Below are 20,570 nucleotides of genomic sequence, written 5' to 3'. Positions count from 1 at the left end.
TTTAAATGTTAAAAAGAGGAGTGCCACAACGGGTCACTCCTCTTTCTGCTTAGCAGTTTTAATCTTTGTCTTTTGCTTCCCCTAAACTGATTACAGCAGGGATAAACAATGGAAGAATAACAAGGCCAAATAGCATGAGACCACTAACTACAACTGTACCAATTTGCATTAGCGATAAGACACCGGATGGCATCATGGCTCCAAATGTTCCAGAAAGGATAATGGCGGCTGTGATAATAACAGAGCCCATTTTTACCATGGATTTCATTAAGCCCTCACGTACGCCCAATTTCTTTTCTTCCTGGTATCGGTCAAAAAGGAATATGGAATAATCGACACCAAGTGCAATGAGCATCACAAATCCAAAGAATGGAACAGCCCAGCTTAAGCCAGGGTAACCCATGATATGAACAAAGACTAATTCAGCAATTCCTAACGATGTGTAATAGGAAAGAAGCAGACCACCAATAATAACAATTGGTTGAGTCCATGACCGAAGTAGAATCATTAAAGTAATGAAGAGTCCTGCTAATATAATCATGACGGTTCGTGTGAAATCAGCTGAAGAAATCTCTTCTAAATCACTGTTTAAACTGGATACTCCAGCAAACTCAATCGTCATATCTTGCAGAGGTGTTCCTTGAACAAACTGAGTGACAGCTGTTTTGATTTCACGTGTGGCATCAATGCCTTCTATAGAATAAGGATCAGCCACTAAGTTCACATCTAGAGATAATCCAGTCTGATCCGTGAAGGTGTACAGATCGATTACATCTTGAAAGTCATCGTTATCTAGTAGATCATCTGGGATATAGACTCCTGTGCCACGCACGTAGTCAGCAGCAGCTATTTCATTCGCGAAGTCAGCCGCATCTGTTATGCCATCTCGAAGCTCTCCAATGCCAGCTGTGACTTCATCTACACCATCAGCTAACTGCCCAAGGCCACCAGATAATTCCCCAACCTGTGCTTCAGCACCTTCAAGTTCAGCGGCGCCTTCTGATAGACCAGCACTAATTTCTGTAAGTCCCTGTTGAATGCCGGCTAGCTGCTGAGCGGCTGTTTGAACATCCTGAGTCTGTTGAAGCTGTTGAGACACTCCACCTAATTGTTCATTGATTTGATCGATGCCATCGGCTACTTCTCCAAGAGAACCTGTAGAATCACCAGATGTACTTCCCGATACTTGATCACTAATTTGACGGAGTTGATCAGAGATTTGGGTTAGGCCATCTTCTAATTCAATGGTTCCATCAACCGCTTCATCCAAACCTTCACCAAGCTGTGATAATTGATTATCGACATAGAGATCGTCAAGTTCTTCTCCAGCTGGACGAGTAATTCCAATCACTTTATCGACTTGATCCATACCGGCAATGTAGCGCGATAATGCTTCGATATGTGCAAGGATTTCTGGAGTAACAACGTCCTCATCACTATCCATGACAACTTGTAATGGAAGTGCGTTTCCAATGCCGAATCCTGTTTCAATGACCCGTAGCCCTTTTACTGAGTCGGCGTCTGTACTAATTTCATCAACATTATTAAATGAAATATCATTATTATAGATAAATAGAAACGGTACCGTAATGATAGCTACGATAATTAAAGAGACAACAGGTCTAAAGATAGATACTTTTCCGAGAAAGCCCCAAAGCTTGTTGTCAGCATGGGATCCGACCTTTTTAGATGGCCAGAAAAGCTTTTGCTTCAAGACCGCCATTAAAAATGGGACGAACGTATATAAAACAAGTAGCAAAACAGCAATACCGACGGCTACACCTACTGCAGATTGATAGATTTTAAAATCTGCAAACCCAATCGCGGCGAATCCAATAAATACAGCTAAACCACTATAAAAAAGTGTTTTTCCTGCAGTGCGGTAGGTGTTTAAAATCGCTGTCTGTGTATCATGGCCAGCGGCTAATTCTTCTTTATAACGACTAAGTAGAAGAATACAATAATCCGTTCCAATCCCAAATAATACAGCTACTAAAAAGATTTGCGTATAATTTGAAATAGGAAAATCAAACCAATCAGCTAAAAAGGAAACAATCGATTGGCTGATGAGATACGTCAGTCCAACTGAAAGCAGCGGAACGAGTGGTGTCACAATGGCTCTAAATACAACGAGTAGTAAGACAAAAATTAAGATCACAGTAATAATTTCTGTTTTTGCTAGGCCCTCTTGTGAAGTGACATCTACATCATGGTTAAGCAATGCTTCACCTGTAATATAGACATCTGCATTTTCGATGGAGAGATCTTTCAATTCTTCACCAATCGCCACAGCATCCTCATCTGTTCCGTCCACTGTGATAGGGATTAATGCAACACTTTCATCGTCAGAGACAACCTGTTCGCGAATTTCATCTGATTCAAATAAAGAAAGTACTTCAATATCTGCCTGATATGTGCCAGCCTCAATTTCTTCAATTAAAGACTGAACAGCAGCTTCATTTTCACTTAATGTGTCAGCAAATTCTACAACAACACTAATGGTTTGTTCGTTCTCACCAGCATCCTCTAGAATCGATGCAGCCTTACTTGAACTAAAGGTATCCGCAAGTTGGACAGAGCCTTTCTCTTCAACTAAATCAGCTAAAGGTGGTGCTGTAACAAATAACAATACAGCTAATAAGATTAATGCAGAGGCAACGCCCCATTTAAACCGTAGAATGGTCTTCATTTGTTTTCCTCGCTTCGATCGTCATTTTGTAATGGGGTTTGTGTCAGTAATCGTTCTCGAACCTTGCCTAGCATAGTTATAAAGTAAGTTAAATCCTCTTCCTTAAAATCACCGAACAACTTACCGAAGTACTCAAGCATCATTTCTTGACACTTGTTGATTTCTTCCATACCTTCTTCCGTTAATTCAGCATATTTTACACGGGAATCATCCGGTGATTTACGAAAGATAATTAAACCAATCTGCTCCAACTTCTTTAACCGAGATGAGATAGCACTCTTATGGAGCCCCTGAAAAGAGGCAATCTGAGTTGAACTAAGTGGACCCTGAGAAGATAAAAGATTAAGTAAATCAATTTGTTCAAATGAAAGAACCTTCAATTTCTCAGATGTCATCTCTTTAAAGAAAGTCTGCTGACCGTAAAACATAACGTCACAGAACAAAGAAATAGCATCTAAAAAGTGTTTTTTCAAAACTAGTTCACCCCCTAAACTAATATCTATGCAAGTAGTTTACCCCCTATACTAAATAAAAAGCAAGGACAAACTAAAATTTCTTATTATGAAATTACGTATGTAAGGATCAACCATTGGGAAAAGACCTTAATTTAAGATTTCTTCTTCTTTCAGAGCTGTGCTCTGGTATGCTTAATTCTATACAACATAGATCAACTGGAGGGTACATAATGAAACAGATTGTAGGACGTTTGCTGTTCATGACGAGTATTCTCATCATCATGAGCGGCTGCAGTGAATTAGAGGAAATGTTACACGTAGAAGCAGCTAACGGTGCACAAAAACAAGTCGAGGGAGAAGCCGTTGTCTCCTATCTAGACGTTGGGCAAGGCGATAGTACACTGGTCCAAACAGAAGAGGCGACCGTACTCATTGATACAGGACGACATGACCAACAAGTTATATTTGATCATTTAGAAGAGCTTGAGGTTGATTCACTAGATTTGTTAATCTTCACTCATCCTCATGCAGATCATATTGGTAATGGAGATGAAATCATAGAGCAGTACCAACCAGATGAAGTGTGGATAGATGGTAACGAAACGACTTCCCAAGTATTTGAACGTCTACTAGATGCCTTGCTCGCGTCTGATGCAGACGTAACCGAACCTATTGCCGGAGAAAGCTATCAAGTAGGCACGCTTCAATTTGATATTCTTAACCCAAACGAGGAACTGACAGGTGATTTAAATAATGATTCAATTAGCTTCATAATGCACTACGGAGACACAAGCTTCTTATTTACAGGAGACGCAGAAAGACCATCAGAACAAGCCATGGTAAACACAGGACTGCCATTATCAGCAGATATCTATCAAATGGGTCATCACGGATCTAATACCTCAAGCCACGACTTTTTTATGGAAGCTGTTCAACCAAAGGTCGCCATCTATTCAGCAAGTGAGAATAATAGTTACGGACATCCTGGAGCTGACGCACTCTCCCGAGTAGAAGCTGTAGGAGCAGAAGTATTTGGAACGATAGAAGACGGCACAGTCACCATCCGTACCGATGGAACAAGTTTTGAAGTAGAAACAGAACGTTAATGATTGATGTGAGAGCTATGGAAAGAGCTGGAAGGATAAAATAGTATTATTAGATTTTGTTAGAATTAATAAGAAGAATGATTACTGGAACAAGAAGGATAGAGATGGAGCAAGAGCAAGTTTTAGCAAGACCAAGCATAACCAACTACATACGATCATACAAAAAACGGAATAGACGTGTACGGTTGTCTATTCCGTTTTCTTAATTAAAAGTAGGGAGGCGTGAACATGCGAGATACCATCTTTTTTGACCTCGACCAAACACTGTTGGACAAACATCAGTCCCTAATCAACTTTGCTAATCAACAGTACAAAACATTTGCATTAGATGAGTTTATTTCAGACAGAAAAAGATTTATTAATGAATTTGTTAGGCTACATCACATTGTCATGCCAAAAAATGATGTGTACAGAGAACTAACTATTAGGTTTTCAATCAACGCTTCCTTGCAAAATGAAATGCTCCAAGACTTAGATGCACACTTTCCCGCTGCGAGTGTTGGATTTCCTCACCTACATGAAATGCTCAAAATCATAAAAAGTCAAAACTATAAAATTGGATTGATTACAAATGGACGAGACTTCTTCCAACGAGAGAAAATAAAAGAATTAGGAATTCTCCCTTACCTGGATAATATCGTGACATCAGGAGGTTTCGGTAAGAAAAAGCCGGATCTTTCTATATTTAAATACGGGTTGGGAAAATTACATGCCACACCGAAACAGTCAATTTTTGTCGGAGACAGTCTAACTAAGGATATCGTACCTGCCAAAAGCATAGGGATGCGGACGATATTTATGGGTCCACCTCAAGTACACCCTGATATTGATACGAATTGCTTACATTTATCAGAAGTCCCATTAGCCATTGAAAGGATCAGTAAATAGACAATAATTACGAAAAACAGAGTCATTTCATTAGTGAATCCTATTCACATGAAAATGATAAATTTTTCCTTCTCATAGATTGGGAAACGTCTGCAAAGTATATTATTGTCAACCTTAACTCGCTATAATGTCGGAGAAGATGGAAGGAAGGTGACTATATGCAAACGTTAAATCCTCCTGAGATAGTTGGAGCAAAGTTAGTTGAATGGTACAGTTGTATTGTTGCGAGGGATGTAGATCAAGCTGAGGAATCAAAAAAAACTGTAGAAGAACTCATTTCAAACATGAGAAAGCATGATAAAGTCGACACTCACTATAAATTAGTTCAGCTTAGACATCAATTTATGCTTTTGGAACTTAAGATGGAAATAACGCCTGAAGAGCTAGAGAAAATGAAGATAAAAGCAGATGCTTCAGATAATCGACTAAAATACTTATACTATTTTATGACTGCTCAGTACGAAATGTATAAGCATAGATTCAAATCAGCCATTAGAACGTTTCAAATTGCTCAAAAATACCTTGATAATGTTAATGATATATATGAAAGAGGAGAATTCTATCAAAGATTAGGCTTTTGTTATTATAGGTTAGATGACTATACAAGTGCTATTAAATATACAAAAAAATCTTTAGAGATTTTGAATCTAAGTGATAAACACGAAGAGAGAGCTATGAACTGTAAGCTTATCCAAGCTTATATCGCTACTGAATTAAACCATTATGATAAAGCAGAATTAATATATGAGGAGATTCTAGGAATTTCAGAGGCTTATCCCTTATCTCAAAGTATCATATATAGAGGACTCGCATTAAACAGAATTAGACAAAAGAAGTTCTTAGATGCAAAAAAATTCTTAATCCGTAGTTTAGATATAGACGCATCAAAAAACACATTAACTGAAATACAAAATAAATATAATCTAGCTAATACCTTATACAGATTAGGAGAAAATAAAGAAGCAAAAAAGACACTCGATGAAGCCGAAGAAAAGTCATTGGAATATGATTTAATTGAACAAATTGCTAAATCAGTGATTACAAGAGGTTTATATGAAAGCTATAATCAGGATATGATTGATGATGGGTTAGAAATTTTGAAACAGAATGAATTATATTTCGAATTTTCTGAGATGTCTGAAGAAGTAGCAGATTTTTTAGAGGATAATAATCAATTTGAAGAAGCTTTAAAATATTTGAGATTAGCTCGTCAAGCACCTAATAACCTAAAATTATTGGAGGATTTATTATGAAAAAAACTACATTGATGTTTATCCTTTTTATTGGCCTAGCTAGTTTTTCGATTGCTGGACAAATCGATAATACAGAAAATTTCCACCAAAGCGATAAAGGTGTAATTGTAGGTTAAAAGGGAACGGTTAATTTATTTAATACCCACCACGATCCGCCACCTCAGCAAATAAAAGTGAACCATCCTCTAGTCGCCAAACTTTGCGCAGAATTAATTCTTCTGCGTCTTTTTTATCTTTATCTTGTGCGCACTCTAGGTCCATGTCGTCTACCATCTGTGTGTTAACCTTTTCCCAAGTGAAGTTCTGGGGCCAGAATAGGGCACCGTTCAGTAAAAGAAGATCGTCTCTACTTTCTTCTTGAATAAGCTCTGCTTTTTTACCTGTGCTGCTCGTACCGATGATTTTGTTCATATTATGATGTCCTTTCTATTCATCTGCATTAAGAAATCCACCTTCTGAATGAATAATTTGTCCTGTTATCCATTCTGCATCTGGGCTTGCAAGGAATGTGATAAGTTTAGCAGCATCCCGTGGTTGGCCAATTCGTCCAGCTGGAAAACGAGGTAATAACGTGTCTTTTACTTGTTGATTCATCCAGCCAGAATCGGTGGGACCAGGATTTACTGAATTAATCGTAATTTGTTTTTTTGCTAGTGAAGATGCAAGGGTGTACGTTAACGTGTCTATTGATGATTTGGTTAGTACATATGAGAGTTCCTCGGGCATTTGCCCACGAGACCAACCGGTTGTGATATTGATAATTCGTCCATTCACTCCTGTGAAGCGTTTAACGAATTCAGCAGTCAACAGTGTTGTGGCTCGAATATTTATCTTGTAATGTAAATCAAGCCGCTCCGCTGTAATGGATTGGATGTTGTCGTTCATAGATACTGCCGCATTATTCACAAGCACATTGGCATGTCGGTTAAACCGTTTACTAGCTAAATCAAACAGCCTATGACTGGAGGATGGCACAGATAGATCTAATTCTATTCTCTCACAAAGTATACCCTGATTTTGGAGCTCCTGTTTGAGCGGGAGGGTTGAATCCTCTACCTCAGCCAAACCTGATAGCTGTTCATATGGAGACCAGTACGTAAAAAGTACGTCCACTCCACTAGCAGCTAGCTCACGACAAATAGCGGCACCAATTCCTTGAGATCTACTTACACCTGTCACAATCGCTAATGGTTTCTCCATAGGAATCCCTCGTTTCTTTCTACCTATTTTAAAATAAATAAATTGAATGATAAAGGTGATATAAATGAACGAAGTTATTCGTGTTCGAGCAGGAGCCATTATTATAGAACGAGAACGTATATTATTAATTAAATATAGTGACCAACATGGTATGCATTACAATTTACCAGGTGGTGGAATTGAGCCGGGGGAAGCGGCGGAGCAAGCGGTAAAGCGAGAATTGAGAGAAGAAGCTTGTGTGGATATACGTGTTGGTGAATTGGCTTTTGTATATGAGTATCTACCTCAGTTTAACAATAATCGGTATGGAGTTGTAGCATCCTTACAATTGATGTTTGATTGTAGATTAGCTGAAAATCAAACACCAAAACAGCCAATGGAGCCAGATCCACACCAGTCAGGCGTTTCATGGATCCCTTTAAACCAATTGCATCGGGTTACATTTTACCCGAATCTGAGTAAGGAACTATTGGAATATGCAAAAAGTGGTTCATCTATTCCTCTTATCAAAGAACAAGATTTAGATCAATATAGTTAGTTAAGTGATCAGAAAGATTGGGAATACCCTTCATAGATAATGGTTCTTGGACGATATAAAAGACAGTGATTACTCACTTTAAGAGATTGATCTTTTCATTCTCGAGCCAATGTAGGTTCTTGTATAGAGACCACGAAATCTATCGGGGTCTTTTTGTGTACGTTAGATAACCAAGAAGGGGTTTTCATCATGATTACGAAAGAAGAAGCTTTATCTTTTGCTTCCTCTATTACAAAGTCACTAGCTGAGGCTAAAGGACATACTCATTTTCTCAAAACGATTGCTAGTTTGATGAGGCGTTATTATAGAGCAGATCGTGCATTTGACAGTCCCGTTGTTTTTATTCAATCCGTAGTTAGCGAGTATCGAGAGTATCTTTCAAATGTTTGTGTAAGTATCGAGCAATATCGTTCTAACATTAGAGAAAGTCTGCTAATGGATGAAGATAAAGTTCTTTTGCTAGTTGACGCAAATGTTATCCTTGTCGCTTTGCGAAAAATTTTACAGGTTGTGGAGCAATCAGAAAATCTCTCTCAAAATGAACAAGTACAGATCGTGAAGCAGTATACGGAGTCCTTTATACCAGGATTACCAGTAGAGTGGGCTGTTTCAAAAAAAGGGAAAACTCTTGATGTTCATCATTTAAAACAAGATGAGTTGAAAGAGCCAAGCTAAACGACTAGTTGATAAAAGGAGGACGTAGTATGAATATCGCACTTCTCTCAATGGCTATGAGTCAAGCAAATGTAGGGCAACAGGTTTCACTTTCAGTCATGAAACAAGCAAAAGAAACGTCAGAGCAGCAAGGTGAAGACATCTTAAAGCTAATGGATTCAGCACAACCGTTGGCAAAGCATCCACATGCGGGCCAGACAATGGATGTAAAGTATTAAACGAAACAGAGGCATATGCTTCTGTTTTTCTTTTTATTGGATGAAATTTCTATTTTAATTCTACTTTTTTATATTTACGAAAGCTATGCTTCTTATGTAAAATAAATATAGTTGTATTGAGAAAGGAGACCAACTAATTTTGTATACAGAACGAGACGCACTCAAACAACGTATGGACCAAATCTTTGAAGAACGAAAAGCAAGCGCTGAGGAATTTAACGTGATCTATTCTCGCTTAAGAGAATTAGATGTACGTGATGGGACCTCAGAGTCCTCTTCCTATTCTGAATTGAAACAGGACTTCCAAGCTAAAGAACAACAAAGACCCGTCCGCGCTAAGCGAGATATCATTGAACCATTTATTGTAAAAACGTTAAAGAACTCTGACCTTTCTTTAAATGCAAAAGAAATTGGTGCTGAGCTTGAGCGAAATAACATTGTCTATAATGAAAGCTCATTGTATGTCATGTTAAATAAAATCGTCGAAGAAAACGAATATATTACGAAGCCGTATCGCGGGCGCTATGCGTATGAAGAACAAGAAGAAAACGAATAAATGTATGTAAACCCTGCCTAATTAGGCGGGTTTTTTGATTTCTGTGCGGGCGCTCGATCTTTTTGAGCACGAAGGCTTCTTTTTTGAGCGTTTTATAGATTTTTGAGCAAGAGATAAAAAAACCGCGCACAACAGCATCATAATTGCGCATTCCGGGGATTTCCGCGCAACACTCCACCTTTTTGAGCATGAAGGCCTCATTTTTGAGCATTTTATAAATTTTTGAGCAAGAAGATGAAATTTCCGAGCACAATAGCATCAAACCCGCGCATTCCTGGGATTTCCGCGCAACTTTCCACCTTTTTGAGCATGAAAGCCTCATTTTTGAGCATTTTCAAATTTTATGAGCAAAAAGACAAAATTTCCGCGCACACCAGCATCAAACCCGCGCATTCCCAAGATTTCCGCGCAACACTCCACCTAATTTGAGCACATACACCTCTTTTGAGCGTTCCCCTCCCACAAAAAAAAGCAACCCTCATCGGGCTGCTCGTCTGTGTATCAGGTCTTACGTTTAAACATCCAGCGGTTATAGTAAAAGAATTTGGCTGGCATTCCGCCGAGTTTTAGAAGTGCTTTGGCGTCTTTTTGCATTTGTGGGTGTGCTTTGACTTTGGAGTCTGCGAGATAGATGGCATAGAGTCCACGTTTGATTAAGAGGTGGAAGGATGCATCTGGTAGTTTTTTAAGTTTTGTTGTGGCCTCTTTGTCGAGAATGTTCACTCGTTGGATGAGGTCTTCTCTGTTTTCGTAATAGCTTGTAAAGTTCATTTCGTCTTCGGCTCTGTCTTCTTCTTGGTCGATAAAGTAATCGAGCATGATGTGCAGTCCTTGTAACCAAGGGAAGTAGGCTTCTTTGATTTGTTTTGATTCTTCTTTGGTGCGGATGCTTTTTGCTGCATAGGCGGCAAGGCAATAGAGACCGAGTGTTGATGCGGTTCCGCAAGCAAATTCATACCAACGCATGCTTGGTGCAAGGTGTTTGTTGGTTTCATAGTAATGCATTAATAAGGGTTCTCTTAGGCTTTTTTCAACGTGTTTATACACTTGGAAATCAATGTAGAATTGGGCAACTTCCTTCATGTCTTCTTGCATGTTTGCAAATCCTGGGAAGGTTTCGATGGTTTGTCTACATGTCGTAACTAAGTTTTGGAGGTAGCCGCCATCATCAAATGGTTTGCGGTGCTCATAATAGTCATAAAACGGTTCACCTGGGGTTAAGCTGTCCAGCAAAGCATGGTGAATGGATCTGAAGTCATCTTGGTTGTGCGCATCATTTTTATCGCAGAGTGTGTCTAAGTAATCACAAATACTTTGGTACGCCACCATAAATTTAATATACGCATCTTGATTATCTCCAGCCAATAGACCGAGTATACTGCCGCCCTCGCAGTGAAACGTTTTGTCACTGATTGTCCAAGTTGCTTGCTGACGGATTTCTTCATCCGGAATTTGTTCTCCAATTTGTTTCCAGTCTTTTAAGTGTTGCCTCGCTTTAGGGATGGTTTCCTTTGATGCTCGTAGAAGGATTTGTAATGAATTAGAGGGCACGGTTGTATTCATAGTGTAGTACTCCTTTTATATAGGTCTCGTTTCTATCATCTATGATGAGTCAACAAATCACAAGTAATATGTATACGACTACTTTTTCCTTTATCTATCTAGTTTAATCGGAATGAACACTTGTGTGGAGAGAAAAATTAATTTCATGTATGGTAAAGTGATAAAAAGCGATACGTGGAGGGGTTTATGAAGATATATATTAGTGGTTTTGGTTCGGTCAGTCGTGCCATGATTGAGTTAATCATCAAGAAACAGACAGACTACATACGAAGGTATCAATTGGAATTAAAGGTTGTTGGGCTGATTGGTCGACACGGTTTATTAGAAGATCAGAACGGCTTAAATCTGGAAACGTTATTACGCTATGATTCTGGCTCGGCAGGAATTCATGCTTATGCCATGAATGAAGGCTTATCGATTCAGACGGATTATATCTTTCATGGGGATGTTCTCGTGGAAGCCGCACCGACACATCAAGAGCACGGGGAGCCAGGTTATGGCTATATGAAACAGGCTCTGACACAAGGATTAGATGTCGTGGCCCTCTCTAAAGGAGCTCTTGTTCATCATTATAATGAACTCATGTCTATGGCTAATGAGTATGGGCAAATCATTCAATATAGTGGTGCGGTCGCAGCCGCCTTGCCAACATTAGATGTTGGTAGGTATTGTTTGGCAGGCACAACGATATCCGGTTTTGAAGCTATCCTGAATGGGACAAGTAATTATATTCTCTCTGAAATGATGGATACGGGAAAAAGCTTTGCAGATATACTTCTTCAAGCGCAAGAAAAAGGGATTGCAGAGACGAATCCTTCTTTGGATGTGGAAGGGATAGATAGTGCTAACAAGTTGGCCCTTCTGGCGAATAGTTTGCTTGAAACTTCGAGTTCTTTTCAAGATGTTTCATTAAAAGGAATAGAAGATCTTACAAGTGTCGACTTAACAGAGGCTTTGAGAAAAGGGCAAAAGGTCAGGCTGGTGGCTAGAGCAAAAGTCGAAAACGATCAAGTGACTCTATCAGTTAAACCAGAGTATTTATCGACCACACACCCTTTATCAACTGTACATGGAACCAACAAGGGAATTCTTTTTTCAACAGAGGAGATAGGTGAATTATTCGTATCTGGCGGTGCCTCTAGTCCAGTAGGAGCTGCCAGTGCCGCAATTAAAGACATAATTAACCTCACAAAATTGAAAGATTGATTATACGAACATTGAAGACTGGGATAACCTCTGAACCCTCCTTGTTCTGAATTATGTTTCAGGAATATTAACTAAGTAAAAGGACCGAACAATGATGTCATTGTTCGGCCCTTTTAATGCTAAAAAGAATTCTGTCCGAACTTTTATTTGAATTGTTTTAAACCGATAAAAAAATCCTATCAGTAAGACGATTGATTAAAGTCTAACTCAATGCTATATTTAGTAAACTATTAATTCCGATTAAGTTTATAAGTATTTAATGTTTTGAGGAGAGGGAGAACATGATGCGAATAAGTATACTCGATCAAAGTCCGATTGCTGAACAGGAAACTGCGATACATGCGTTTCAAAAAACGGTTCAACTTGCTCAATTTGCAGATGAAGAAAATTTCCATCGCTTTTGGGTATCTGAGCACCATAATTTTAAAGAGCTTGCAGGCTCTGCCCCAGAAGCAATCATTCCATATTTACTTGCTAAAACAAATCGCATTCGTATTGGTTCGGGTGGTGTTATGCTGCAACACTATCCAGCATTTAAAGTGGCAGAGGTATTTAATGTCCTTGCGTCACTTGAACCAAATCGAGTTGATTTAGGAATTGGGAAAGCTCCAGGTGGAACAAATAAATCGACAGAAGCCTTACAAGGAACGGGATCTGATGGGGAGGCGTTTGAGAGTAAGTTAGCAGACCTCCTTCATTTTCTAAGACATACAGAAGAAGAAGCTGAGCTAGTAGCTAGACCCTTTACGGAGCAACCCGCAGACGTGTTTCTATTAGGAGGCAGTAGTAAGAGTGCAGAACTAGCGGCAATACACGGGATTACGTATGTGTTTGCAAGCTTTATCAACTCAAATCTTAATGATCTTCGTACAGCTTTTGAAGTGTATAACCAATCATTTCAAGGTAGTCAAAATCAAAAGCCACAGTTTATAGTCGCTGTTGGCATCATTGTAGCTGATACCGATGAAGAGGCTCGGGCTCTGAATAAATATCCCTACAGCTTTAAAGTACATGTGGATGATGGGCGTACTCTAAATGTGACAACGTATGAGCGCGCAGCTGCTTTCGGGGAGTCTACAGGGAAAAGCTACTGGGTAGAAAAAAAGGAATCTGGTGTGATAACAGGCTCCATTCAAACAGTAGAAGCAAGACTTGAGGAATTAACAAATGGCTTAGATATTGATGAATTGATTGTTCATGTACCTATACCACAATTTGAAGAGAAACGTCAGACGCTCTATCAGTTGAAGCAGTTATCGTTGTTTCAGCAAGTAAGTAATGTGTAATTGAGGGAGGAATTGATTTGAAAAAGATAGGTTCATTTATGATAGTAACAGGACTCCTGACGTTATCAGCTTGCGGGAGTAATGCCGAATCAGCTGATGGAGAGGAACCGGAAGTGTTACGGATTTCTGCTGCATCCACGCCTCATGGTGAGCTACTTGAGTTCATTGCAGAGGACTTGGAAGAAGAGGGGATACAACTGGAAGTAGACCTTAGTACGGATGGAATCCAAACCAATCGGCAAACAGCAGATGGGGAGTATGATGCGAACTTCTTTCAACATACGCCTTACCTTAACCAAGTAAATGATGATATTGGTCTTGATTTAGTCGAAGTCGCAGGCATTCATATTGAACCATTTGGTTATTATTCGAAAACGTACGATTCGATTGACGAGCTGGAGGAGGGAACTGAAGTTGCGATTCCTAATGATCCCGTTAACTTGTCTCGAGCGTTAGAGCTACTTGCAGCAAACAACATGATTGAGTTAGATACAACGGAAAAAACAAGTGATTTTACAGTTGAAGACATTTTGACAAACGAATTAAACCTTCAATTTAAACCACTTGATGGTCCACTATTACCTCGGGCTCTCGATGATTTGGATTTTGTTGCGATTAATACAAATTATGCTTTAGAAACAGGGCTAGAGCCTTTGAAGGATGCTTTGATTATCGAGGGAAGTGATTCACCTTATGTCAATATAGTCGTTGCGACACCGGAAAAAGCCGAAAGTCAGTCGATTCAAAAATTAGCCGAAGCGCTTCAATCGGATAAAGTAAGAACCTATATAGAGGATCAATATGAGGGTGCAGTTGTACCTGTTTTCTAATGGTGGGGAGGGATAACTTTGAAAGGTACATTTAAAGCGATCATTCTACTAGTTATCGTACTAAGTGGTTGCTCAACTTCAGGTAACGCTGAGAGCGAGTCGGTGAAAGTGGGCATCCGAAACTCGGAAGAAAGAACCTGGACGTATATTAAAGATCAAGCAGAGGATCAAGGGGTAGATATAGAATTAGTAGAGCTAGATGCTACGGTTGATCCTAATCAAATTTTGTCTGAGGGGGACATTGATCTTAATGCGTTTCAGCATATTGCGTACTTAGATTTATTTAATGAATCAAATGAGACGGATATTGTTCCAATTGCTACAACCATCATTGCACCACTCGGCTTATACTCAGATACAATTACAGATATAGAACAACTCTCTGATGGAGATAAGGTGGCTTTACCGAATGATAGCTCAAATTGGGGACGCGCATTAGTTTTGCTTAAGGACGCTGGATTAATTGAGCTAGTTGATGATTTTGATGGCAATGGGGGAGAGGATCGTGTGAAATCAAATCCAATGAATTTGGAATTTGTTCCAGTTGATTCTGCTAGTGCGCCAAGAGTCATGCAAGATTTAGATGCAGCGATTATTAATAATGGGGTGGCCCTTGAGGCTGGACTTATGCTTGATGATGCGGTTATTCATGAGGATGAGACGGCGAAACCCTACATTAATGTGATTGCAGCTCTTGAGGAAAATAAAGATCATCCGGCTTTTCAAACCATTATTGATATTTATCAGAGTGAGGAAACGGCACAATTTATTGATGAAACCTATGCTGGGAATTTTCTACCGACCTTTATCACGCTTGATGAATTAAGCACCTATAAGGAGACGTATTAAAATGGGTGAGCAAAAGCAAATGAAATTAGCAGCTTATTTAATCGGAACTGGTATGCACGTGGCTTCATGGAGACACCACTCAGCACAGCCGAACGCAAGCATTGATGTTACCTACTACCAAAGGCTAGCACAACTTGCAGAAAAGGGACGGTTTGATCTAGCTTTTATCGCAGATAGCCTAGCTATAAATCACGATTCGCATCCAAATATACTAAATCGATTTGATCCACTCATTCTCATTACTGCGATGGCAGGGGCTACCTCACATATTGGGTTAGGAGCAACAGCATCTACTTCGTACAGTGAGCCTTATCAATTAGCAAGGCAAGTAGCCTCAGTGGATATGATCTCAAAAGGACGAATCGGTTGGAATGTGGTAACTACGGGAGATGCAACGGGTGAAACGGGTCAAAATTTCAGTAGAGACGTGCATTTTACTCATAGTGAACGATACCAACGTGCTGAGGAATTTATTGATGTCGTTCAAGGACTTTGGGACTCTTGGGAAGATGATGCCTTCACTTATGATAAAGAAAAAGGACTATTTTACGATCCGGAAAAGGTTCATAAACTTCACTATCAAGGCGACTTTTTTAAGGTGAAAGGACCTCTTAACATTGCCCGTTCGAAGCAAGGACAGCCTGTGATTATTCAAGCGGGTTCGTCTGAAGATGGTCAAAGACTAGCTGCGAGAACAGCAGAGGTTGTGTTTGCTCATAAAGACAATCTACAAAAAGCTAAAGAGTTTTACAAAGAGTTAAAGGATCAGTTACCCGCGTTTGGACGAAAACAGGATGATCTGCAGATTCTGCATGCCATAGCTCCGATTATTGGAGATACAGAAGAAGAAGCCATAGCTAAACATCAGGAATTACAAGATCTTGTCCCTACTGATGTCGGGCTTCGTTTTCTCTCTGGCTATATGGGAAATATCGATTTTCAGGCTTATTCATACGATACACCAGCTAGTGAGATAGACTTTCCAAAAGTGAATGGAATACAGAGTCAGTTTGATGAAATGAAAAAGATTATTGATACTGAAGGGCTTACGGTTGGAGAATTATATGCAAGACTAACAAACTCTGCACGTATCGATGAATTTGTAGGCACCGCACAGCAGGTAGCAGATGCAATGGAACGTTGGTTGGAAGAAGAAGCAGCGGATGGATTTATGCTGCAAGTGCCTCTGTTGCCAAGTGGGTTAGAAGACTTTGTGGAGAAGGTTGTTCCTATTCTTCAGAAAAAAGGGCTGGTTCGAACGGAGTATAATGGAACAACATTGAGAGACCATCTTGGGTTGGTAAAACCAGAGAATCGTTTTACCCGTGTACTAAAGTAATGTCTAAATGGGGCACCTTGTTATTTTGAGTGTCCATACATAGTGGTCCATATCAATGGAGAACCGCCTTAACCTGAAGGCGGTTCTTTTTAATGTTGCTCCGGTGACATGATACACTGTAAACAAGGAAGAGTTCGATACAGCAAGGAGGCGAAGTATAGATGTCAACTAAACGAGAGCCATTGCCAACACTATCGATGTACACGATTACAGCAAAACTTGTGACACATTTAGAGAATGCCATAATCGTAGCATTAGGAGAAGAAGCAAGGACCTGTATAAGACAAGGCATGATGCAATTTGGCTTGGCACGAGTTAGGTTAGTATCAGACCAGGCAACGGATGAAGGTGAAGTACATTGCCTCTCAGCGTATCTATCAGATGATATTGAGACAAAAGAGGCGAAGCAAGAGCATCAATCGATTTATGTCTGGATGGCCAAGTTGTTTGCGGAGATCACAAAAGCAGTCGTCGACAAATATGGTGAGGCAGGCCAGGATGCTGTACGTGAAGGTGTCCGAACATTCGGTCAAGAGCGGGGCAGGGGTATTGCTAGCCGCGCTAATCATATGGGACAGCCAAACACATTAGAAAACTACCTTTCGAATTATGATATGGGTAGAAGTGAATTGTTTGAATTTGAAAATGTGTTTACAGAAAAAAACATTGAACAAACCTTTACGAAATGTCCCTTCGGTCAGCAATGGGTAGATGACGGGATGGGCGAATACGGAATCCTATATTGTGAAATGATCGATCCAGCAGTAGCGAAGGGGTATAACACTGATTTTGAAGTAGAGCACGATCAATACGTCATTAAGGATGGCGTATGTCATTTTAATTTTTCGTTACATGGAAAGAAGGGGCTCAGTGATGATTAACGTAGAACGAATATGGAAAAGACTTCAAGAGCTATCGGCTATTGGACGGACAGAAGATGGCGGGGTGACGAGATATTCGTATACGGATCTCGAAGCTGCAGCGAATGAACAAGTCAAAACGTACATGGAAGAAGCAGGACTTGCAACAGGGTATGATGCTATAGGGAATTTATATGGAATCAGCAAAGGGAAAACAGAAGAAACGATATTGGTTGGCTCTCATGTCGATAGTGTACCGAATGGGGGAAACTTCGATGGTCCACTAGGAGTCATCGCTGGAATTGAAGTTCTACAAACCCTTCAAGAACAGGGACAGGAACTAAATCATCCTGTAAAAGTCATGGCTTTTAAAGATGAGGAAGGTTCACGATTCGGTCTAGGCATGATTGGAAGTCGTGCGGTTGCTGGAATCCTAACTCCGGAACAACTACAAAAGCAAGATGCGGAAGGTATAAGTATATATGAGGCTATGAAAAGCCAAGGATATGATCCTGAAAAAATGACGGAAGCAAAGCTTGAGAATATAAAAGCCTATGTTGAACTTCACATTGAACAAGGAAAAGTCCTTGAAACAGCTGGGGCTGCTGCCGGAATTGTCAGTGGTATAGCTGGACCAGTATGGTTACGTATGAAACTAACGGGCGAAGCAGGTCATGCTGGTGCAACGCCGATGAATCAGAGGCGTGACACATTGGTTGGAGCAAGCTTAATTATTGCTGAGATTGAACGGATTGCCAAGCAATATCCTGAGTTGGTTGCAACGGTTGGTCAAATTTCAGTGAAACCAGGCGGCACAAATGTCATCCCAGGGTATAGTGAATGGACTCTTGACCTCAGACATGTACAAGAATCTGTTCGAGATGAAGCGGAGAAAGCTATACGTGCTATTGCAAAGAAAGTAGCTTCCGAACGTCAGCTTGATCTAGAGATTGGAGAAATGCAACGGATCTCTCCTGCCCCATGTTCAGAGTCTATTCAACAAGCCATCCAAACAAGTATTGAAGAAGAAGGTGTGAAGCCTGTTACCTTGCCAAGTGGAGCTGGACATGATGGCATGCAATTTATCGGGAAGTGGCCGATGGGTATGATTTTTGCTAGATCGCTTAATGGAATCAGTCATAATCCAAAGGAGTGGACAACACAAGAAGATGTCGAAGTCTCCACAAGGGTTCTTTACAAAACGATTCTAACATTGGATCAGACCTAAACCAAAAACCCATCTGCAGTTGCAGATGGGTTTTGTGCGTACTTATTCATTTACCGGGTCTTCTTGCCCACACGCGGTAACAGCTATAAACCACCATAAGAAAACCAATATAATATAGACCAACAAATAAAAGATCTCCTGGATTACTCATGAGTGTGCTACCAACTGTTGCAAACAAAATCATCGATGGGATTTTCCCGATTGTAGAGGCCAAAGAATAAACTCCTAGAGACACACGACTTAAAGCGAAGTATGAATTGGCTACAATGGAAGGAATGACAGGAACCATTCGACTGATAAAGATGGTCATAAATGCATTTCTTTCGAACAAAGTAGTTATTTTATCCAAGGATTTATAACGTGTGATCACACGGCGACCCCAGTCTTGAAATCCAAATCGAATGGCAATGAACATAATGATGGAAGCAACCGAAGAACCTATCCACGTAACCAAACTACCTAGTGCTGGTCCATACATCACTCCTAAGATAGCCCCAATAACTGGAAAAGGAATGACAGGAAAGAGCGCAAATAGTGTGGCAGCAATGGTTGTTAATACAATAGATTGTTGTCCATAATTTTGAATCCATGTCATTAAGTCAAGTCGATTTATATAAACAAGTATACCTATCGCTAGGAAAAAAATAAGAACCCCTAATTTTCGTTTCATACGTCACCTCATAACAAAAGCATCTAGACTAGTGTATCAGATATTTTCAAGAAGCCTGTAGTGAGATGTGACAGGTCGATGAATCAAGTGCGGATAGGCAGGATTTCAGGAATGTGATATTCTTTACAAGACTATTCACAGGAAACTCTAAAAAAGCAGGTGGAAAGACATGTCAATCAACCAACCCAATGTCGTTGTTATTGGTAGTATAAATATGGATATGGTAACAAAGTCAAATCGTTTTCCAAAGAAAGGTGAAACGATCACAGGGCAGAGCTTTCACCAGTTACCAGGAGGAAAGGGAGCCAATCAGGCAGTGGCTGTAGCGAGACTTGGCGCAAAGGTGACGATGGTTGGAGCAGTTGGCGATGATTCAACAGGACAAGCGATGATTAAGAAGCTGAATGAAGAGCAAATCGATACATCGTATGTTCAGATACTTAAGAAGAACACAACAGGTATGGCACAAATTACAGTCTCTGAACAGGATAATCAAATCATAATCGTGCCAGGTGCTAACCATGCTCTAACTAGAGAGCATATTGATGCCGCAAAAGAAGTCATCCAGTCAGCAGACATTGTTGTCTTACAGCTTGAGATCCCACTAGATATTGTTGAATATGCTGCAGAGCTAGCATCGGCTGTTGGCGGAAAGGTTATCCTGAATCCGGCACCAGCACCATCAGCACCGCTAAGTAAAAAGTTACTTCAGAACATCAGCTATGTTACGCCAAATGAAACGGAGCTCGCTGAAATGACAGGTCAAACAAATGTGGAGCTAGGGATGAATGAGTTGCTTCTCAATGAGTCTGTTCCAACCGTCATTGTGACACTTGGTAGTGAAGGGGTAGGCTTTAAACAAAAAGAGGATCTACTGACTAGGTATGTAAAGGGCCAACATGTAGAGGTTCTAGATACAACAGGTGCAGGGGATACATTTAACGGAGCACTTTCTTATTGTCTGGCTCAAGGAATTGAACTAGCACAATCTATAGAGTTTGCAAATGCGGCAGCAGGCCTCTCAGTGACAAAGTTTGGTGCGCAATCGGGTATGCCTACACTAACAGAAGTTAAAGAGACTATGGCTAATCAAAAGTAGAAAAATATTATCCCAATTGAGAAAATGATTTTTCATTTCATAAAAATGAAGAAACGTTTAAG

At 40.0% G+C, this 20,570-nt stretch carries 21 protein-coding genes; 15 read left to right on the top strand and 6 right to left on the bottom strand.

What is annotated here, in order from left to right:
* Positions 1-58: 58 nt before the first annotated feature.
* On the bottom strand, positions 59-2,689 hold the full coding sequence (locus tag J2S05_RS08210) for an MMPL family transporter (RefSeq protein ID WP_306981708.1): 2,631 nt from the start codon (positions 2,687-2,689) through the stop codon (positions 59-61).
* Positions 2,686-3,162, bottom strand: a complete 477-nt coding sequence (locus J2S05_RS08205) for a MarR family winged helix-turn-helix transcriptional regulator (RefSeq protein ID WP_306981706.1) — start codon at positions 3,160-3,162, stop codon at positions 2,686-2,688. Before J2S05_RS08205 ends, J2S05_RS08210 begins: the two co-directional genes overlap by 4 nt.
* Before the next feature lie 212 nt (positions 3,163-3,374).
* Between J2S05_RS08205 and J2S05_RS08200 the strand changes: the two genes are divergently transcribed.
* The 3 genes from J2S05_RS08200 (at position 3,375) to J2S05_RS08190 (ending at position 6,391) form a co-directional block, all read left to right on the top strand.
* Positions 3,375-4,250: a ComEC/Rec2 family competence protein gene (locus J2S05_RS08200; protein WP_306981704.1), complete on the top strand. Its 876-nt coding sequence runs from the start codon at positions 3,375-3,377 to the stop codon at positions 4,248-4,250.
* A gap of 228 nt (positions 4,251-4,478) precedes the next feature.
* Positions 4,479-5,138 (top strand): HAD family hydrolase, encoded by a 660-nt coding sequence (locus J2S05_RS08195; RefSeq protein ID WP_306981703.1) that lies wholly within the window; start codon positions 4,479-4,481, stop codon positions 5,136-5,138.
* A 158-nt stretch (positions 5,139-5,296) separates the two neighbouring features.
* The gene (locus J2S05_RS08190; protein WP_306981701.1) at positions 5,297-6,391 is read left to right on the top strand and encodes a response regulator aspartate phosphatase; all 1,095 of its coding nucleotides are present in this window, start codon (positions 5,297-5,299) and stop codon (positions 6,389-6,391) included.
* A 135-nt stretch (positions 6,392-6,526) separates the two neighbouring features.
* Here J2S05_RS08190 and J2S05_RS08185 read toward each other — a convergent pair whose 3' ends face one another.
* Positions 6,527-6,802, bottom strand: a complete 276-nt coding sequence (locus J2S05_RS08185) for a hypothetical protein (RefSeq protein ID WP_306981699.1) — start codon at positions 6,800-6,802, stop codon at positions 6,527-6,529.
* 15 nt (positions 6,803-6,817) lie between these two features.
* On the bottom strand, positions 6,818-7,591 hold the full coding sequence (locus J2S05_RS08180; protein WP_306981698.1) for an SDR family oxidoreductase: 774 nt from the start codon (positions 7,589-7,591) through the stop codon (positions 6,818-6,820).
* A gap of 64 nt (positions 7,592-7,655) precedes the next feature.
* Between J2S05_RS08180 and J2S05_RS08175 the strand changes: the two genes are divergently transcribed.
* From J2S05_RS08175 to J2S05_RS08160, 4 genes are all read left to right on the top strand, one after another.
* Positions 7,656-8,129, top strand: coding sequence for an NUDIX domain-containing protein (locus J2S05_RS08175; RefSeq protein WP_306981695.1), 474 nt, complete (start codon positions 7,656-7,658; stop codon positions 8,127-8,129).
* A gap of 189 nt (positions 8,130-8,318) precedes the next feature.
* Entirely contained in the window at positions 8,319-8,804 is a 486-nt protein-coding gene (locus J2S05_RS08170; RefSeq protein ID WP_306981694.1) for a hypothetical protein, read from the top strand.
* A gap of 29 nt (positions 8,805-8,833) precedes the next feature.
* Complete coding sequence (locus J2S05_RS08165; protein WP_306981692.1) at positions 8,834-9,022, top strand: YjfB family protein; 189 nt, start codon at positions 8,834-8,836, stop codon at positions 9,020-9,022.
* A gap of 139 nt (positions 9,023-9,161) precedes the next feature.
* Positions 9,162-9,578, top strand: a complete 417-nt coding sequence (locus tag J2S05_RS08160) for a Rok-like winged helix domain-containing protein (RefSeq protein WP_306981690.1) — start codon at positions 9,162-9,164, stop codon at positions 9,576-9,578.
* Between the two features lie 501 nt (positions 9,579-10,079).
* Here J2S05_RS08160 and J2S05_RS08155 read toward each other — a convergent pair.
* Positions 10,080-11,141 carry a tetraprenyl-beta-curcumene synthase family protein gene (locus tag J2S05_RS08155; protein ID WP_306981688.1) on the bottom strand — a complete coding sequence of 354 codons (1,062 nt, stop codon included), beginning with the start codon at positions 11,139-11,141 and terminating at the stop codon, positions 10,080-10,082.
* Between the two features lie 186 nt (positions 11,142-11,327).
* On the opposite strand from J2S05_RS08155, the gene J2S05_RS08150 reads away from it, so the two are divergent.
* From J2S05_RS08150 to J2S05_RS08120, 7 genes are all read left to right on the top strand, one after another.
* On the top strand, positions 11,328-12,347 hold the full coding sequence (locus J2S05_RS08150) for a homoserine dehydrogenase (protein ID WP_306981687.1): 1,020 nt from the start codon (positions 11,328-11,330) through the stop codon (positions 12,345-12,347).
* Between the two features lie 281 nt (positions 12,348-12,628).
* Entirely contained in the window at positions 12,629-13,633 is a 1,005-nt protein-coding gene (locus J2S05_RS08145) for an MsnO8 family LLM class oxidoreductase (protein ID WP_306981684.1), read from the top strand.
* 17 nt (positions 13,634-13,650) lie between these two features.
* Positions 13,651-14,463 (top strand): MetQ/NlpA family ABC transporter substrate-binding protein, encoded by an 813-nt coding sequence (locus J2S05_RS08140; protein ID WP_306981683.1) that lies wholly within the window; start codon positions 13,651-13,653, stop codon positions 14,461-14,463.
* A gap of 18 nt (positions 14,464-14,481) precedes the next feature.
* Positions 14,482-15,312, top strand: coding sequence for a MetQ/NlpA family ABC transporter substrate-binding protein (locus tag J2S05_RS08135; protein ID WP_306981681.1), 831 nt, complete (start codon positions 14,482-14,484; stop codon positions 15,310-15,312).
* 1 nt (position 15,313) lies between these two features.
* On the top strand, positions 15,314-16,651 hold the full coding sequence (locus J2S05_RS08130; protein WP_306981679.1) for an LLM class flavin-dependent oxidoreductase: 1,338 nt from the start codon (positions 15,314-15,316) through the stop codon (positions 16,649-16,651).
* Between the two features lie 161 nt (positions 16,652-16,812).
* Positions 16,813-17,532 (top strand): L-2-amino-thiazoline-4-carboxylic acid hydrolase, encoded by a 720-nt coding sequence (locus J2S05_RS08125; RefSeq protein WP_306981677.1) that lies wholly within the window; start codon positions 16,813-16,815, stop codon positions 17,530-17,532.
* Positions 17,525-18,739: a Zn-dependent hydrolase gene (locus J2S05_RS08120; protein ID WP_306981675.1), complete on the top strand. Its 1,215-nt coding sequence runs from the start codon at positions 17,525-17,527 to the stop codon at positions 18,737-18,739. The genes J2S05_RS08125 and J2S05_RS08120 overlap by 8 nt, the downstream gene beginning before the upstream one ends.
* Positions 18,740-18,785: 46 nt before the next feature.
* On the opposite strand, the gene J2S05_RS08115 is transcribed toward J2S05_RS08120, so the two are convergent.
* Positions 18,786-19,409 carry a TVP38/TMEM64 family protein gene (locus J2S05_RS08115; RefSeq protein WP_306981674.1) on the bottom strand — a complete coding sequence of 208 codons (624 nt, stop codon included), beginning with the start codon at positions 19,407-19,409 and terminating at the stop codon, positions 18,786-18,788.
* 175 nt (positions 19,410-19,584) lie between these two features.
* Between J2S05_RS08115 and rbsK the strand changes: the two genes are divergently transcribed.
* A complete protein-coding gene (rbsK, locus tag J2S05_RS08110) occupies positions 19,585-20,508 on the top strand; it encodes a ribokinase (protein ID WP_306982650.1) in 924 nt (307 codons plus the stop codon).
* Positions 20,509-20,570: the final 62 nt, after the last annotated feature.

This window comes from Alkalicoccobacillus murimartini (genome assembly GCF_030813245.1).
Classification (GTDB): Bacteria; Bacillota; Bacilli; order Bacillales; family Bacillaceae_D; genus Alkalicoccobacillus; species Alkalicoccobacillus murimartini.
Note: the sequence above shows the minus strand (reverse complement) of the source record. Positions and strands in the feature narration are given on the sequence as shown.

Excerpts from the sequence above, each read along its gene's own strand:
- J2S05_RS08180 (WP_306981698.1), bottom strand. The coding sequence starts at position 7,591 with ATGGAGAAACCATTAGCGATTGTGACAGGTGTAAGTAGATCTCAAGGA.
- J2S05_RS08170 (WP_306981694.1), top strand. The coding sequence starts at position 8,319 with ATGATTACGAAAGAAGAAGCTTTATCTTTTGCTTCCTCTATTACAAAG.
- J2S05_RS08195 (WP_306981703.1), top strand. The coding sequence starts at position 4,479 with ATGCGAGATACCATCTTTTTTGACCTCGACCAAACACTGTTGGACAAA.
- J2S05_RS08190 (WP_306981701.1), top strand. The coding sequence starts at position 5,297 with ATGCAAACGTTAAATCCTCCTGAGATAGTTGGAGCAAAGTTAGTTGAA.
- J2S05_RS08150 (WP_306981687.1), top strand. The coding sequence starts at position 11,328 with ATGAAGATATATATTAGTGGTTTTGGTTCGGTCAGTCGTGCCATGATT.
- J2S05_RS08115 (WP_306981674.1), bottom strand. The coding sequence starts at position 19,409 with ATGAAACGAAAATTAGGGGTTCTTATTTTTTTCCTAGCGATAGGTATA.
- J2S05_RS08165 (WP_306981692.1), top strand. The coding sequence starts at position 8,834 with ATGAATATCGCACTTCTCTCAATGGCTATGAGTCAAGCAAATGTAGGG.
- J2S05_RS08145 (WP_306981684.1), top strand. The coding sequence starts at position 12,629 with ATGATGCGAATAAGTATACTCGATCAAAGTCCGATTGCTGAACAGGAA.
- J2S05_RS08175 (WP_306981695.1), top strand. The coding sequence starts at position 7,656 with ATGAACGAAGTTATTCGTGTTCGAGCAGGAGCCATTATTATAGAACGA.
- J2S05_RS08200 (WP_306981704.1), top strand. The coding sequence starts at position 3,375 with ATGAAACAGATTGTAGGACGTTTGCTGTTCATGACGAGTATTCTCATC.
- J2S05_RS08185 (WP_306981699.1), bottom strand. The coding sequence starts at position 6,802 with ATGAACAAAATCATCGGTACGAGCAGCACAGGTAAAAAAGCAGAGCTT.
- J2S05_RS08125 (WP_306981677.1), top strand. The coding sequence starts at position 16,813 with ATGTCAACTAAACGAGAGCCATTGCCAACACTATCGATGTACACGATT.
- J2S05_RS08155 (WP_306981688.1), bottom strand. The coding sequence starts at position 11,141 with ATGAATACAACCGTGCCCTCTAATTCATTACAAATCCTTCTACGAGCA.
- J2S05_RS08210 (WP_306981708.1), bottom strand. The coding sequence starts at position 2,689 with ATGAAGACCATTCTACGGTTTAAATGGGGCGTTGCCTCTGCATTAATC.
- J2S05_RS08120 (WP_306981675.1), top strand. The coding sequence starts at position 17,525 with ATGATTAACGTAGAACGAATATGGAAAAGACTTCAAGAGCTATCGGCT.
- J2S05_RS08130 (WP_306981679.1), top strand. The coding sequence starts at position 15,314 with ATGGGTGAGCAAAAGCAAATGAAATTAGCAGCTTATTTAATCGGAACT.